Below are 14,890 nucleotides of genomic sequence, written 5' to 3'. Positions count from 1 at the left end.
ATTGGTGACGGTGGTTAATACCGCATAACATGTTAACCACAAGCTTGGCGAAGAACATCGCCAACAGTGCTCGATCGAATTTGGCACATCAATGGAATTTTTAATGGAAACTTGGATAGCCTTCACTTTATTAGCCGCTTTTATGCAGGCGATACGAACCGCTGGTCAAAAGCAACTGTCTGCGCAGTTATCATCACTTGCTACTGCCGGCGTTCGCTATATATTCGCTTTACCATTTGCATGGCTATATTTGTGGTGGGCGCTCAATCATTATCAAGTAGCCTTGCCAGCGCTTAATACAACGTTTTTACAGTATGCCATTATTGCCAGTTTTGCTCAGCTAATTGGCACAGCTTGCCTTGTTGTCGCATTTCAATATCGAAATTTTGCTGTTGCTACTAGCCTTGCTAAAACCGAAGCGATTCAAGTGGCTGTGATCGGCGCTTTGTTATTTGCCGCACCTTTGTCAGGCTATGGTTGGTTATCGGTAATACTTGGTGTTGTTGGGGTTATTTTACTGTCGAAAGTAAAATTTAATCTTAAAGATGTATTAACCAATCCGGGCGCAGGCTATGGTTTGGCCTCGGGCCTTGGGCTGGCGATTACCACGTTACTAATCCGCGAATCGAACTTAGCGCTTGGCAGTCACCCTATGGTCAATGCTGCTGTAACGCTGGTATTCTTAATTAGTGCTCAGTCATTATTAGCAGGTTTGTATTTGTTAATGCGTGACGCCAGTCAGTTCAGAAAAATGATAATTAATTGGCGTCTTGCCTTGTTTGTTGGCATTACGAGCTTACTTGGTTCAATTGGTTGGTTTACTGCCGTTAGTTATCAAACCGCGGCCTATGTGAAAGCACTAGGGCAGGTGGAATTTTTTATCACGCTGGTGCTGACTTATCGACTTTTTAAAGAAAAAACCACACCCGCAGAGATATTAGGCATGTTGTTGATTGTTGTTAGTGTTGTTGTACTTTTGCTTTTAGCATAGTTGGCTGTGGAGAAGTAAAGATAGCACTGCTGTCGCTCACTATTATCTGCTAAACTCCCCGCGCAATTTTCAAAACTAGCAACAAACATTATGCAAATTACCAAAGATAAAGTAGTGCAATTTCACTACACCATGAAAGACGAAACTGGCGAAACGGTAGAAAGCTCTACTGGCGGCGACCCTATGGCTTACTTACACGGCCACAATAATATGATTGTCGGTGTTGAGAACGCATTGGCTGACAAAAGTGCAGGCGATAGCTTTACAGTGACTGTTGAACCGCAAGATGCCTACGGTGAACGCCAAGAAGACGCCCTACAGCGTATTCCTACCAAGCACTTGCAAGGCGCTAAAGTATGGAAGCCTGGCATGGTTGCGGTTGTTCACACTGAGCAAGGGCAACGCCAAGTTACCGTATTAAAGGTTGGCCGTTTTATGGTGACATGCGATTTAAATCCGCCTTTAGCTGGCAAAACGTTAACATTCGATTTAGAAGTGGTAGACGTACGCGACGCTACTGAAGAAGAAATTGAGCATGGCCACGCTCACGGTGTAGGCGGACATCAGCACTAAGGCTCGCTTTTAGGGTCTGTAAATGCCTCTTAAAGCCTGTTTAAGTTAAGCCTAGGCAAATCTGTACTAGGCTTAACTTTATATCTATTGTTTCCATTCAATCCACAATGTTAAAAACATACTTGGTATTAGGCACCTGATTTTAATTGCCTTATCTAAACGTTGTTTTTAAAAACTCAAACAATTGTAATTTCTTGCATAGCACTAGGTTGGTTATCACAAAGTGTACAAGCAAATTTCTATAATTTAAGCCACTTCAATAGTACGCTTAATCTCCTAATTACGCTCTCTTCCTTTTGATAAACGGTCTCACCGCGAACGGTAAAAATAGCCATGAAAAGAGCATTAGTCATTTACAGCCGAAGTGTTTTAGCGTAATGATTCTTTATCCGGTATTGCTGCCGAGTCAAACAATTTTAAGCATGCTTATCGACTAATGGGTATATTCTAACCTGCTTGTTTTAACAGCAAAAATTACGTATCCGTAACAAAAGTGTTTACTGTGTTTTACCTTTGTTAATATTTCGATTACAAAAGGTGAAAAAATAAGGGGAAACCCTGATAAAAGTTCAGTGTAACTACGCCTTACTTATCTCACAATCTTCAAGTAATTTTCACACCCGTTTTACGGTGGTGTCACCTTGTATTAACAAGTGTGAAACTCGCTAAAAAGCATCATCAAGGTAGTGTTATGAAGAAGCCTTTTGCCAAGGGTTTGGCATGCTCATCTCCGAACAAAGTTCGATTTTATATATTTTTTTAGTGTGCTACAGCTCAGCCATTAGCTAAATAAAACACCAGCCAAGAAAGCAATAAACCATATCAACAAACAACAGTACTTACTGAGGCATCAGTTAGCGCTAGTAGTGCACATTTTTCTCAACAAGCATCACGAATTTGAAGAAACATCATGAATTTAACAATCAAAACTAAGCTAATTTTACTAGCTAGCATCGCTTTATTCTTAATTGGAGGGATTTCTATTGTCGAAACAGTAGTTACTAAGAACATAGTGTTGACGGCGGAATCTGAAAACGTTGGCAATTCGGTAAAAAAAACATTGCAAGAAAGCTTACAAGCACAAATTGATACCGTTACGCTTTCGACCGAACTATTTTATCAGCAAGCTCAGCAAGACCAGATTAAAAAAGAGCTAGCTGAGGAGCTGACTGTCATCTTTCAAACAATGTCATCAATCTATCAGAATACATCATCTAAATCAGCGGCAAAGGCTCATATTTATAGCTTTTTAAACCACTATACGTGGGGCAATAATCGCTATGTATTTAGCTATGACAAAGACTCTCTTAACTACGTAACTCATACGTTAAAACCTGCATTAATTGGCACTTCAGCGAAAGATTCACAGGATAAAAACGGTGTCTATTACGCGCGAAATATCGTTAACGTCGCGCTAGAAAGTGACATCGGTTTTACTAAATATGCGTTTGTTAATCCAACGACTAACCAAGTAGAAGATAAGCTCACAGCGGCAATGTTATTTGCACCTTTGAACATTGTTATTGCTACCGGTGAGTACATTTCCAGCTTGCAAGCGGAAAAGCAAGCGAATGCACTTGCGATGATCACACATGCAAAATACGGCAAAAACGGATATTTTTGGGTGCAAGATAGCCATGGTGTGATACTTGCCCACCCGAAAGCGTCTATTGTTGGCAAAGTGATTGGTAACACTGAAAAAATTGCCAAACGTGTTAGCACGCAAAACGACGCGTTTATCGACACAACGTTTAATAACCCGGCAACGGATAAAGTTGAAAGTAAAATTAATTATGCGCGTAATGTCTTTCCAGACTGGGGTTGGACCATTGTAACGGGTGCCTATGAGAGCGATATTATTGAAGCTCAAGAGCAATTAACATACGCGACGCAATAAATTTTTAACAGCCAAACTGTGCAAAATATTGTTCTGCTATTAATTGCAATTGGTGTCGCGATCGGCTTGTTTATCTACTTTATTAATCGTGTAACGTATCGATTGTCATTACTGCAAGAGCGAATTGCGAGCCTATCAAGTGGCGAAGCTGATTTGCGCTCTCGACTAACAATGAATGGCAAAGACGAAATCAATGACATAGCCAATGCCGTCAACGCTTTTATTGCGTATTTGCAAAAAATGTTACGAGAGCTAAGTGCATCTTCACACCATATTACTGACAATATTAATAGTCTATCGGCTCAGTCAGAGCAGAATCATATCGCCTTAAATAACCATGCAAACGAAACAGAGCAAGTGGTTACCGCTATTACTGAAATGAGTGCTACTGCCAATAGTGTTGCAGACAGCGCTAATCAGTCAGCTCATAGTACTAACCAAGCTGAACAAGAAGCGAATGAAGCACAGCAGCTAGTTATCTCGACTACCGAAAGTGTTGAAAAGTTGCAGCATGAAATTGAACAGGCAGCGGCGAATATCAATACCATGAACGACAACACTCAAGAAATTGTCAATGTACTGACTGTAATTGGTGAAATCGCTGATCAGACAAACTTATTAGCGTTAAATGCCGCGATTGAAGCTGCGCGAGCAGGTGAGCAAGGCCGAGGTTTTGCAGTGGTTGCTGACGAAGTTCGAGCACTGGCTTCACGCACCCAAACAAGCACCGAGGAAATTAGCCAGATCCTTGCCAAAGTCCAAGGAGATGCTGTTAATGCTGTTGCAGCTATGAAGGCAACGCAAGAGAGCTGTGCATTAGCCTCTAGCAATACTGCGCAAGTATCAACGAGCTTATCGACCATGACTGATGCAATTGTTCAAATTAATGACTTAAACAACCAAATTGCGACTGCTGCTGAGCAACAAAGTGCTGTAACGGAAGAGGTTAGCCAAAACATGAACAACATCCAAACCGTTGTCCATGATCTTTCTCATGGCGGTGAACAAACGATGGCGAGTAGTCGTGAATTGGCAACGACCAATGAACAATTGGCTGGGCTTATTGGCCAATTTAAGGTTTAAGAAAACATTTATGCAGCCGAACTATGAGTAAAAATCACTAAAGATTATCTGTCATGTTCGGCTGTATATCCTAATACACTTATGACAGCTTATTAGCGGGCTGGTTAGTAGCAGCCCGTTTAAATTAAACACTAACCACGCTTGTACTGCGTTGGGCAGTATGCTCGCAACACATTGCTGGGCCTGAGCTTACTGTGTTTTGTTGCTCGGCCCGATACACGCGCTCGCCAAAGCTTAAAACTAGACGGCTTCAATTGCCCCCTCATAAATTTAATGAGGCTAGGTTCGTTTAAGCCATAATTTTGTTTGATCGCTTCAAAAGGGGTTCTGTCTTCCCAAGCCATTTCAATTATTCTTGAGGTATCTTCATTAGAAAAATTCATAAGTTGCCCAACATACGTGCCAAGGGTAAATATTGCTTATGTTTTATTACGGGTGTTAGGCAAAATAAGAACACAAAATCGTTAACTTATTATTAACAAACCCCGCAAAAAAACAGTCAATTAATGGTTTTTAAAGCAAAAATACTCTGTTTGCTTGTTGCACCAATCTTGTTCAGTTACTATCGATTGTAACTAGTAAAAATTAGCAGCGCTAATGCATGGAAGCCAACGCGTGAGTAGTAAAGTGACAGAAAAAACAAAGCAACATCCCATCATAAAAATAAACTACTTGCCTCGCATTATTGCGGCTAAGTTTATGTTGCTGATTTGTGGCTTAAAGCTGGGCTGGGATGTTCTGCAAGTTCAGTATCTTTGGCTATTCGTATTGGGTATTTTGTACCCGCATATCACTTATTGGTTGGCGGCGAAAAGCCGAGATGGAAAACGTCAAGAGCATATGAATATGAACTTTGACGCGTTTCTAACTGGCATGACTGTATCCATTCTGCCTGACTACTATTTCCTTTCAACAGCGACCATCGTATTAATTGCAAATGCCTTGTACATAGGCGCGTTTAGATTACTGTTAAAGAATATGCTGGCCTATGCTACAGCGCTTGTTTTCGCCATGGTCTACGTGTGGCCGTTTGCCGGATTTGTGCAAACTGACTGGCCAGTAAAAATTGTTAATACGCTATTTATTCTTATTCACTTCGGCACATTTGCTATTCTAAGTTATTATCTTACCCGCCGCATGATTGCGCTGACCAAAGAAGTACAAAGTTTATCGATTACCGACCCTCTAACGGGCGCGTACAACCGTCGCTACCTTGACGCGAATTTAAGTAAAGAAATTCATCGTAGCCAGCGATTAAATTATCCAATCACCGTTATCTTTACCGACTTAGATCATTTTAAGTCAGTGAACGACGAATATGGTCATCAACTAGGTGATAAAGTGCTGGCTGATTTTGTCAGCATTGCACGCAAGTGTATTAGAGAGGATGTTGATTGGATTGCCCGATTTGGCGGTGAAGAATTTATTGCTGTGTTACCAAATGCCGATGCCGATTACGGAGCGCTTATTGCTGAACGTATTCGCCAAGAGGTGAGTGAGCACCTGTTCGAATTTGAAGACAAGCAGGTGTCTATATCGTCAAGCTTTGGTGTTGTTGCAATAGACAACAACGACCATAATGCTTCGGCAGAGTGCGTGATCGCCAGCGCTGAAAAGTTAATAGCTACGGCTGACGATGGCCTTTACAAAGCAAAAGAGAAAGGCCGTAATCGCGTGGAAGTGGTCAACTTACATCCCCAAGAAAGTATCTAGCTATCACTGAAAATCTTGAGTTTCAAAATATAGTGATTGCTTAAACACAAGCTGGCTTTGGTGTTGCTCTAGGCTTTTTCCTAGTTCTGATTGTAAATTTAACGAAGCCTTATTTTGGGCTGATAGCTTTTCTCCATCAGTCGTGATGGAAGTTGGCAATGCCACTAACTTCTCACTCGTAGAGGTTAACCACACCAAATGATCAAAGCTGGGCTTATCACCAATTTGATGCACAGCCAAGACATCACCTTCGCCCATGTTAATTAAATTATACTCACCATTACTAACACCTTTGTTTGACAATTTTCGCTGATAAAGCATTTGGTCAATCGCAAAGCTCACCTGTTTAGCGATAGGCTTTCCGCCTCGCTCAAAATGCCCTTGATAAATAGTTGCGGTAAAGTCGGTTAGCTCACTATTTCTTAGTTTACTAAGCGAAAATACTTCAGGCAGTAAGGTGATTAATTGGCCTTTAGTCAATGCTGCTTCAATCGAATTTACTATTTGGGGCAGTTGGTGTTGCTTATTTTGGTGTTGGCTTTGGCTTTGGCTTTGCTTTGAAGTGGCAGGGCGTTCACTGATATTTGTGGTAAAAATTATCTGGTGCTCGTGCATCGAGTTATGCAGTGGTAAATGCGATGCAATCAGCTTGCCTCCCACCATTACTAATGCCATGCCATGCACACCAACGTCGTGATGTTGCTTATGTTCTGCACCTTTCTCGCTTGCAAGTGCAGAGTGTTGACAAATAAACAGTGTTAAAAGGGCGCTAGTGATAAATAACCTAGTACGATGTAATAAGGGATGCTTGGTAATCAAAATTAATATTTCTCGTTGAGTAATGATGTGCTGATTATAGTGAACTTTTGATGAACCATCGTTTACAATGTGGTTACTTTATTTCCTATTTGGAAATGAATTTTGTGCACCAATGGTGAATGATTTGTTCAGGTAGTTGCTACCAAATCTTAAATAATAGAAATAAAACTAATGGATACAGCGGATTTAGAAAAATTTATAGTGCTTGCTAACAATCAAAATATGCAACAAACAGCTGCGCATTTTCAAACATCACCAAGCGTTATTTCTAAGGCATTAAAGCGCCTTGAAAGCTCTTTAAATACTCAGTTGTTTGACCGCGTTGGCAAGTACATCCAACTGAATTCGCAGGGAGCGCAGTTGTTACCCAAGGCAGTAGAGTTAGTTACAAACGCTAAGCAAATACAAGGCTTGTTTGACAATGAGTCTAGTCGCCATGTTCGAGTTGCAGGTCCAGCAATTATTCTCGCGCGCTGGGCAAGTGTTATCGCGAGAAGTAATCATCAGCAAAAGAAGCAGCAAAAGAAGCAGCAAAACCAGCAGATCAACAGTGAGGAGAAGCGTGATGCTAATTCACCTAACCTGACTTGTGAGTCGATCACATTTGATACCTGCTTTGAGCAGCTTGCGGTTAATAAAGTTTTAAAAGGCGCAGCTGACATAGCCTTAGTTACGGAGCAAGTGACTGAGGAAATCAATGGCCAATTACCGAACAATATTTCCCGCTTATCATTAGGATCGCTTGATATGGTTGTCGCCTGTGCAGTAGGGCACCCATTGGCAAAAACGAATCCGTCAGTTAACGAATTAAGTGAATATGATTTTGTTGTGCCACAACGCTCCCCGTATTGCGGTGAACTGAGAGGTATCGGCTGTGATGGCTGGAACGAACAATTGATTCCACGAAACAAGCCGGTGATTGCTGATGATCTAAGTGTCTTAGCTCAGCTTGTTAAAAGTGGCTTATATCTTGGTTATGTGCCTAGTTATTGGGCGAGAGAACAGCAGCTTATTGCACTTAATATTGCCGATGTAACAACGGAAACTGAGCAGCAAATAGCTATTAGCTGGCAACCAGAATTACTGAATATGTTGGGCAGCGGCTTTAATTAGTACTAACTTGTGTTGCTTAATTTACTTTTATTACCAGCGAAAATCATCACCAAAGCAAATGATATGCAATAAATTTTAAGCTCCTTGCAGTGGCTAATTGACCAGTGGCAGGATAATTAGGATGAACTAACATTACCCTTAAGCGTGAAGCTGCTATCTTATGTAATACAAATAATTAGGCCTTATTATCAAGGCAATAGTTACGAAAGCTTCAAGCAGAAAATCAGAGCAAATAACAAAAACAATAAATCAGTTGGTGTAAACCAACACATCTTCTTCAAGGAAACTTCAATGTTCAACTATTCAATCTTTCAGTTAGTCGCGTCTATCGATGATGCTGCTGTAAATAAAACCAAATCTAAACCTAAACCGAAACCGAAAGTGGCTTCACGTTCATTGTTAGCGATTGCACTTGGTGCCACTATTTCAATGCCTGCGTTTGCTGATACTAAGGTGATCCATGCTGGTCAATTACTCGCGGTACCGGGTGAAAAACCGCTGTCTAAGCAAACGCTAGTGGTAAAAGATGGTGTGATTTCAGCGGTGAAAAAAGGCTTTATTGCGCCTAGCCAATACGGTGAAAGCGCTCAACTAATCGATTTGTCTAGCTCGTTTGTTATGCCAGGTTTGATGGATATGCACGTACATTTGCACGGTGAGCTTGGTCCTAACAACCACAAAGAAACCGTGCAAATGTCAGACGCCGACATTGCCATGAAAAGTGTTTACTTTGCCAATAAAACACTCATGGCGGGTTTTACGACAGTGCGTGATTTATTAAACCAACCTGAACAAATTAATGCGCTGCGAGATGCGATTAACAAAGGCTGGGTTGATGGCCCGCGCATTATTGCCGGTGCTGGCGTGTCAGTAACGGGCGGTCATTTAGATGTTGATGGCATGGCGCCTGATATCCTAAAACTTAAATCGCCAGAAACCTTATGTGATGGCCCATACGAATGCCGAAAGGCAGTACGTCATGCTATTAAATATGGTGCCGATGTTATCAAAATTGCGTCTACAGGCGGCGTTTTATCTGATACAACCACAGGTACAGGCCAGCAAATGGCTGATGATGAAATGAAAGCAATAGTTGATGCGGCACACGTGCTTGGGCGCAAAGTTACCAGCCATGCGCATGCCGCAGACGGCATTAATGCCGCGCTTCGTGCTGGCGTTGACAGCGTGGAACATGGCAGTTATGCCAATGAAGAAAGCATAAAGTTGTTTAAGCAAACCGGCGCCTATTTAGTGCCGACGCTGTTGGCGGGTGATACGGTGGTGAATATGGCAAAAACATCTGACTTTATGTCAGCGCCAATCAAAGCCAAGGCCATTCGCGTTGGAGCTGACATGCTGAAAAACTTTACTCGTGCTTACCAATCGGGCGTGAAAATCGCTTATGGTACCGACAGTGGCGTCTCTAAACATGGTACTAACGCTAAAGAGGCAGTGCTGATGTACCAAGCTGGCATGACAACGCAAGACGTACTAAAAGCTGCCACGGTTAATGCCGCGGATTTAGCCGGGATGAGCAATAAACTAGGCACACTAGAGGCAGGTAAATATGCTGATATTATTGCTACAGATGCCAGCCCATTAAAAAACATTGAAGAGTTAATGGATGTTGACTTTGTGATGAAAGGCGGCAAAGTATATAAGCAGTAAATATCGCCATTAGATTGAATTAGGCGATTGTCTTATAGAAGCTATATCGGCAATGTTAGCCAAATAAGTAAACTATGCCAGCTATTGAGTTACTGAGTTAGCTGGGCAAAACCAGACAATAATTCGGGTTCGCCCAGCTAGATTTAGCTTCACGTTTCCATTATAAAACCAAGTTAATGAAGTTATATCCGCAATTTTTCACCAGTTGCGCAGCTATAGACGAGTTCGATTGGCAGCGCTGTTTTCCATCTTCGCAGCCATTTACGCAGTACAATTTCATTTCGACCTTAGAAAACACGGGTTGTGTAAGCAAGCAAACTGGCTGGCAACCATGCCACCTTGTATTGAGTGATGATAGCCAGCAAGTCGTTGCTATTGTTATCCTTTACATTAAATCGCATTCTTACGGTGAATATTTATTCGACTGGAGCTGGGCTGATGCGTTTTATCAACACGGAATCGAATATTACCCGAAAATTGTCTCTGCAATCCCATTTACGCCAGTAACGGGCGCGCGCTTTGGAATTGTTGAGGAGTTTGCAGAGTATCAAGACGATATATTGTCGCAGGCTACGCAGGCAATCAATTCACTCGCTAAGCAAATTGATGCGCAAACCGCTCAGTGCTTGTTTTTAACTCAGCAGCATGCAGAGGCCTTAGCAGACAATGATTGGTTAAAACGCTGTGATGTGCAATATCATTGGTTTAACCGAAACTACGGTGATTTTTCAGAATTTTTGGCACAACTAACGGCGCGCAAAAGAAAGTCGATAAGCAAAGAACGCCAAGCGGTTGTTGACCAAGGCATACAAATACGTAGCTTTGTCGGTGAGCAGTTAACTAAAGATCATTGGCGTGAGTTCTATCGTTTTTATCAAGCAACCTATATGAAGCGCTCTGGCCATCAGGGGTACTTAACTCCCGCTTTTTTTGATGCCTTAGCCCAACCAACGAGTGGTATTAGCAAAAACAGTGCGATTGTTTTTGCCTATCGTGATGAAAAAGCGGTAGCTGCTGCCTTGTTTTTTTATGATAACGAGCAACTATATGGCCGTTATTGGGGGGCAGAGCAAGCATTCAACAATTTGCACTTTGAGCTTTGCTATTATCAAGGCATTGAACTTTGTCTCAAACTTGGTTTGTCTCGCTTTAACGCTGGTGCGCAAGGCCAGCACAAACTAAAGCGAGGCTTTGAACCTGTTTACATCTATGGCAGTTATCAAGTGTATCAACCCGTATTTCATCGAGCGATTAGTGACTTTATCGCGCGTGAGCATGAACAACTTGAGCGCTACACTGAACAGGCAAAAACAGAGTTGCCGTTTAAGAAGTCTCAGTAACTATTGCCATCGAATAAATGACTTTAGTTGATTAGGTTATCTGCGGCGTGCGAGCAACCCTGTGGTTAGCCCAACGCCAACTAAAATAAAGCCACTGCCTAAAAGCGTAGTCAATGTAATTGGTTCACTTAAGAATAAATAGCCCCAAAACAAGCCAAACACGGGAATTAGGTAGGTTACTGAAATCGCTTTTGTCGGGCCAATTGTCGCTATCAAGCGGAAGAACATAATATAGGCGATACCCGTGCAAAATATGCCAAGCGCTGCAACTGAGTAAAAAGCTTGATTGCTTGGTATTTCATCAGGCAAAAACATCAACGCAAATGGCAGTAGCATTATGGTTGCACTGATCTGGCTTCCGGCAGCCAGCGCCAGTGGCTTTAAATCATGCAAATATTGTTTGGTGTAGTTGGTGGCAATTGAATAACACAAGGTCGCGCCAAGCGCAGCCAATGTTGGCAAAATAAGTGCCTCGCCGTCGTTTGCTATTTTGCCTGACATCAATACATACACACCGAAAAAGCCCAACAGCAAGCCAAGTATGCCAGCGAATGATATTTTGTCTTTTAGCCAGAAAAATCCAACGATGGCGGCAAATATTGGCGCGGTTGCATTTAGCACTGAACCAACGCCTGCTGACAACGACAACAAGGCATAGCCAAAAAGCGCAAATGGAATGGCGGTATTGAACGCGCCCATGATAAAAATTTGCGCCCAACGGCCAGTGAGTTGATGGTGTTGGCGCTTTGAAATCAAAATTGGTAGTAAAAATAAACTCGCTGTTAGGGTGCGTAGTGCAACTAATAAAAATGGCCCAAACTCTGGCGAGCCAATACGCATAAACAGAAACGATGCCCCCCACAAAGAGGCTAAAAACAGTAGTTCAAAAAAGGCGTTGGTTGACATAAATCAGGCTAAACAGAAGTAACAGGGTTGATATTGAGTACTTGCACTTGAGTAAGCGAGCTGCACTGCCACGTAATATTGTAGTTGTATAAGCGCATACCGTAAGTATTGTCGTCAGGCTTGTTTTGACGATAAGCAGGGCGAGGGTCTTGTGCCAGTACTTGCTCAATTAATACCGCTAAATCTTGCGATTCACTTTGCTGCTGTGCCTGCAACATCGCTTGTGCCTCTGTCGAAAAATTAACACTAAGCTTGGCTTCGGGGGCTTGCTCAGCAAATCCTGCTTGAGCGCTTTCAAGGCTGTCTGAGTATGGAATGTAAGGTTTTATATCGATAACAGGTGTGCCATCAAGTAAGTCTAATCCCGATACGTAAATGCGAGTTTGTGTTTGATTGTTTTTTAGCGTGATTGACTCAACTTTCTCAACTGGCAGCACCGACATGCCAATGCCATTAGGGCGAAATGTCGAACGCGTCGCCAACACGCCCACTTTTTTATTACCACCAAGACGTGGCGGCTTAACTTTGGCTTTCCAACCATGGGCAAGGTTTTGATGAAACATAAAGAGCACCCAAATATGGCTGTAACCTTCTAGTCCTTCCACCATGCTTTTGCTATCGATGTCGCTAACCAGCTCAATATAGCCTTTTGCCGCGGTAACGAGCCCAGGCTGACGCGGAATGGCAAATTTTTCTTTGTAGGGTGAGCTAACGGTGCCTATCGGGCTAATGCTGAACCTGCTTGAACTTGTATTCATTGCCGCTGCCTGACTAGTTTAGATTTTCTACTTGATAGGCTTTGCCATAACAAATAACACTGGCATGACACTGCCTATTGTCACCTTGATTACCCACTTCAGCACAACCGGAAAAAACAATGGCATTGGCACCTAGTTGAAATGCGCTACGACGCGCCTCAGTACGCGCTTCAATTTTATCTGGGGCAGCTAAATGTGCTTTGGCTTGGCAGTGCTCACCTTCCACCATACCTAGCATTTTATATTTGCCAGTAAAGGCTTGCTCAGAATCAAATATTTTTACTTCTGCGGGGGAGAAATAATGGGCGAAATTTTCGCGGTCTAAATTGGTATTAATGGTGCTGATTTTCGCGCAACTACTGAGTAGCAAACTACAAGTTACAACGCTGGTCAACGCTAGCAAACGATTTGACATACCATTCGACATACGGTTCGACAAAAGATTAATTAGTTTCATTAAAAAATTCTTGGTAAATTTGAATTAAATCAAGTTGTAATTAGGGCGCTTGATGCTTATCACGAGCAGCAGCTATCAGCCAAAATAAGCTGGTATAAGCGATATATTGCCCCGACATAAAAATCACCATTTTAGGCCAAAACGGTGTTTCTTCACTAAAAAAGCTTAACGCCCACATCGCAGGTGCAGCGATAATTTCATAACCGGGTAAAGATGTTGGCACCATATGGTAGTTAAATAAAAACGCGATGGTACCCAAAAGAATACCCAACAGTCCCCAGCGGGTGGCAAATTGTAACCTGCTCATCATAGTCCTTGATAGTAAAATTATTTATCGACTCGCTCTTGGCAGTTTTATTAATAGCAGCTTTATTAAATGCGCTTTTATTAATTTACCTGACAGTCCCAGGTTAAATTGGCCGTTAAGGTAATCGATACTCGTTTATGATACTGACCATGCGTTACATAGCCACACTCGCCAGTAATTTCCCTTGCCAATGGCGCTTTCAGCGTAAACTGATATAAATAGCTACCATCATTTTGATCGAGTGCATAATAGATGGTGTTCGTGTTATTTGGGGCGATGGTGCCAAAATTCAAGTGACTATTAGGTAGCGTAACACTTGCTTTTTCAATCACATATTGAGAGTTATTGGTAATGGTAACGCTTGGTTGTATGAAAAAATAAAGGTGATAAACGATAGCGGCGAAAGCCGCAAAACTCATTAATATAAGTGTGAGTTTCTTTGTGAACAAGGAAAAGCCAACGTGTTTAGGCATATGCTACTGCTAAGTTTTTTTAGTCATCCGCGTATAACTTTACAAGGATATAGCGATAAATCACAGATTCTTGATTTAGTCAAAAAAATAGCAGATAACTATTAACCAACAGATAAACGGTTTTTACCCTTTATTTTTGCTCTTTAAAAATAAGTAACAAATTCAATATGTTAAAATTTAGCCAAAAATTTGGGTAAAAATCATTAGTTCTGCTGAGCTTATTGTTGCATCTATGTTTTTTCGCTTTAAACTATTGTTCACTGCCGTACAGGCAGCTTAGAAATCAAAGAGATTTAGCGTTGATTAAGCAGATAGGTTCACTGCCGTACAGGCAGCTTAGAAAATTAATACGTAACAACGTACAGAGTTACGAGGGTTCACTGCCGTACAGGCAGCTTAGAAATTCGGGGCCTGCCACACTAAACGCTTCTGGGCGTTCACTGCCGTACAGGCAGCTTAGAAAAGATACTGAGCTAAAAGGCATTACTGAAATCAGTTCACTGCCGTACAGGCAGCTTAGAAAAAGCAGCTGCAGAAACCAATATAATTGGCACTGTTCACTGCCGTACAGGCAGCTTAGAAACCAGATAAATAAAGCCACCTACATCATCGATGTGTTCACTGCCGTACAGGCAGCTTAGAAATTGAAAGGTAAGTCAACACGCTGACTCCATCTTGTTCACTGCCGTACAGGCAGCTTAGAAATCATCGAAAGAGAGTCAAAGCATTTAGTAGCCGTTCACTGCCGTACAGGCAGCTTAGAAATGTCGATTGTTGAAGCATCCGGTAAGT

The 14,890-nt window shown here is 42.0% G+C and carries 15 protein-coding genes and 1 CRISPR repeat array (1 of these 16 running past the window's edge); of the genes, 8 read left to right on the top strand and 7 right to left on the bottom strand.

Features of this window, described 5'->3' with window-relative positions; translation table 11 throughout:
* The first annotated feature begins 103 nt into the window (after positions 1-103).
* The 4 genes from DXX94_RS03340 to DXX94_RS19380 all read left to right on the top strand — a co-directional run bounded on the left by DXX94_RS03340 (position 104) and on the right by DXX94_RS19380 (position 4,544).
* Positions 104-991: a DMT family transporter gene (locus DXX94_RS03340; protein WP_116013843.1), complete on the top strand. Its 888-nt coding sequence runs from the start codon at positions 104-106 to the stop codon at positions 989-991.
* 90 nt (positions 992-1,081) lie between these two features.
* Entirely contained in the window at positions 1,082-1,564 is a 483-nt protein-coding gene (locus DXX94_RS03335; protein WP_116013841.1) for an FKBP-type peptidyl-prolyl cis-trans isomerase, read from the top strand.
* A 910-nt stretch (positions 1,565-2,474) separates the two neighbouring features.
* The gene (locus tag DXX94_RS19385) at positions 2,475-3,461 is read left to right on the top strand and encodes a cache domain-containing protein (protein ID WP_220348021.1); all 987 of its coding nucleotides are present in this window, start codon (positions 2,475-2,477) and stop codon (positions 3,459-3,461) included.
* An 18-nt stretch (positions 3,462-3,479) separates the two neighbouring features.
* Positions 3,480-4,544 (top strand): methyl-accepting chemotaxis protein, encoded by a 1,065-nt coding sequence (locus DXX94_RS19380; RefSeq protein WP_220348019.1) that lies wholly within the window; start codon positions 3,480-3,482, stop codon positions 4,542-4,544.
* A gap of 131 nt (positions 4,545-4,675) precedes the next feature.
* On the opposite strand, the gene DXX94_RS03325 is transcribed toward DXX94_RS19380, so the two are convergent.
* Positions 4,676-4,927: a TIGR03643 family protein gene (locus DXX94_RS03325; protein ID WP_116013840.1), complete on the bottom strand. Its 252-nt coding sequence runs from the start codon at positions 4,925-4,927 to the stop codon at positions 4,676-4,678.
* Between the two features lie 214 nt (positions 4,928-5,141).
* On the opposite strand from DXX94_RS03325, the gene DXX94_RS03320 reads away from it, so the two are divergent.
* Positions 5,142-6,257 carry a sensor domain-containing diguanylate cyclase gene (locus DXX94_RS03320; protein WP_116013838.1) on the top strand — a complete coding sequence of 372 codons (1,116 nt, stop codon included), beginning with the start codon at positions 5,142-5,144 and terminating at the stop codon, positions 6,255-6,257.
* A gap of 3 nt (positions 6,258-6,260) precedes the next feature.
* On the opposite strand, the gene DXX94_RS03315 is transcribed toward DXX94_RS03320, so the two are convergent.
* Positions 6,261-7,076, bottom strand: a complete 816-nt coding sequence (locus DXX94_RS03315) for a hypothetical protein (protein WP_116013837.1) — start codon at positions 7,074-7,076, stop codon at positions 6,261-6,263.
* A gap of 171 nt (positions 7,077-7,247) precedes the next feature.
* Between DXX94_RS03315 and DXX94_RS03310 the strand changes: the two genes are divergently transcribed.
* The 3 genes from DXX94_RS03310 to DXX94_RS03300 all read left to right on the top strand — a co-directional run bounded on the left by DXX94_RS03310 (position 7,248) and on the right by DXX94_RS03300 (position 11,197).
* Positions 7,248-8,189, top strand: coding sequence for a LysR family transcriptional regulator (locus tag DXX94_RS03310; protein WP_116013835.1), 942 nt, complete (start codon positions 7,248-7,250; stop codon positions 8,187-8,189).
* Positions 8,190-8,618: 429 nt separating this feature from the next.
* Positions 8,619-9,857 carry a metal-dependent hydrolase family protein gene (locus tag DXX94_RS03305; protein ID WP_181901591.1) on the top strand — a complete coding sequence of 413 codons (1,239 nt, stop codon included), beginning with the start codon at positions 8,619-8,621 and terminating at the stop codon, positions 9,855-9,857.
* A gap of 176 nt (positions 9,858-10,033) precedes the next feature.
* The gene (locus DXX94_RS03300) at positions 10,034-11,197 is read left to right on the top strand and encodes a GNAT family N-acetyltransferase (RefSeq protein WP_116013832.1); all 1,164 of its coding nucleotides are present in this window, start codon (positions 10,034-10,036) and stop codon (positions 11,195-11,197) included.
* A gap of 36 nt (positions 11,198-11,233) precedes the next feature.
* Here the strand turns inward: DXX94_RS03300 and DXX94_RS03295 are convergent, their stop codons facing one another.
* The 5 genes from DXX94_RS03295 to DXX94_RS03275 form a co-directional block, all read right to left on the bottom strand.
* Positions 11,234-12,103 carry a DMT family transporter gene (locus tag DXX94_RS03295; RefSeq protein ID WP_116013831.1) on the bottom strand — a complete coding sequence of 290 codons (870 nt, stop codon included), beginning with the start codon at positions 12,101-12,103 and terminating at the stop codon, positions 11,234-11,236.
* Positions 12,104-12,111: 8 nt separating this feature from the next.
* Positions 12,112-12,861 (bottom strand): tRNA (N6-threonylcarbamoyladenosine(37)-N6)-methyltransferase TrmO, encoded by a 750-nt coding sequence (gene tsaA / locus DXX94_RS03290; protein WP_116013829.1) that lies wholly within the window; start codon positions 12,859-12,861, stop codon positions 12,112-12,114.
* Between the two features lie 13 nt (positions 12,862-12,874).
* Complete coding sequence (rcsF, locus tag DXX94_RS03285; RefSeq protein ID WP_116013828.1) at positions 12,875-13,318, bottom strand: Rcs stress response system protein RcsF; 444 nt, start codon at positions 13,316-13,318, stop codon at positions 12,875-12,877.
* A gap of 40 nt (positions 13,319-13,358) precedes the next feature.
* Positions 13,359-13,625 (bottom strand): hypothetical protein, encoded by a 267-nt coding sequence (locus tag DXX94_RS03280; RefSeq protein ID WP_115999958.1) that lies wholly within the window; start codon positions 13,623-13,625, stop codon positions 13,359-13,361.
* Positions 13,626-13,705: 80 nt separating this feature from the next.
* Positions 13,706-14,098 (bottom strand): hypothetical protein, encoded by a 393-nt coding sequence (locus DXX94_RS03275; RefSeq protein ID WP_147302234.1) that lies wholly within the window; start codon positions 14,096-14,098, stop codon positions 13,706-13,708.
* Between the two features lie 255 nt (positions 14,099-14,353).
* Positions 14,354-14,890: direct repeats of the CRISPR family, unit length 28 nt (it continues 1,533 nt past the right edge of the window).

The sequence above is a fragment of the Thalassotalea euphylliae genome, assembly GCF_003390375.1.
In the GTDB taxonomy this organism is placed as follows: domain Bacteria; phylum Pseudomonadota; class Gammaproteobacteria; order Enterobacterales; family Alteromonadaceae; genus Thalassotalea_F; species Thalassotalea_F euphylliae_A.
The sequence above is the reverse complement of the archived record's forward strand: the minus strand, read 5'-3'. Positions and strand labels throughout refer to the sequence as shown.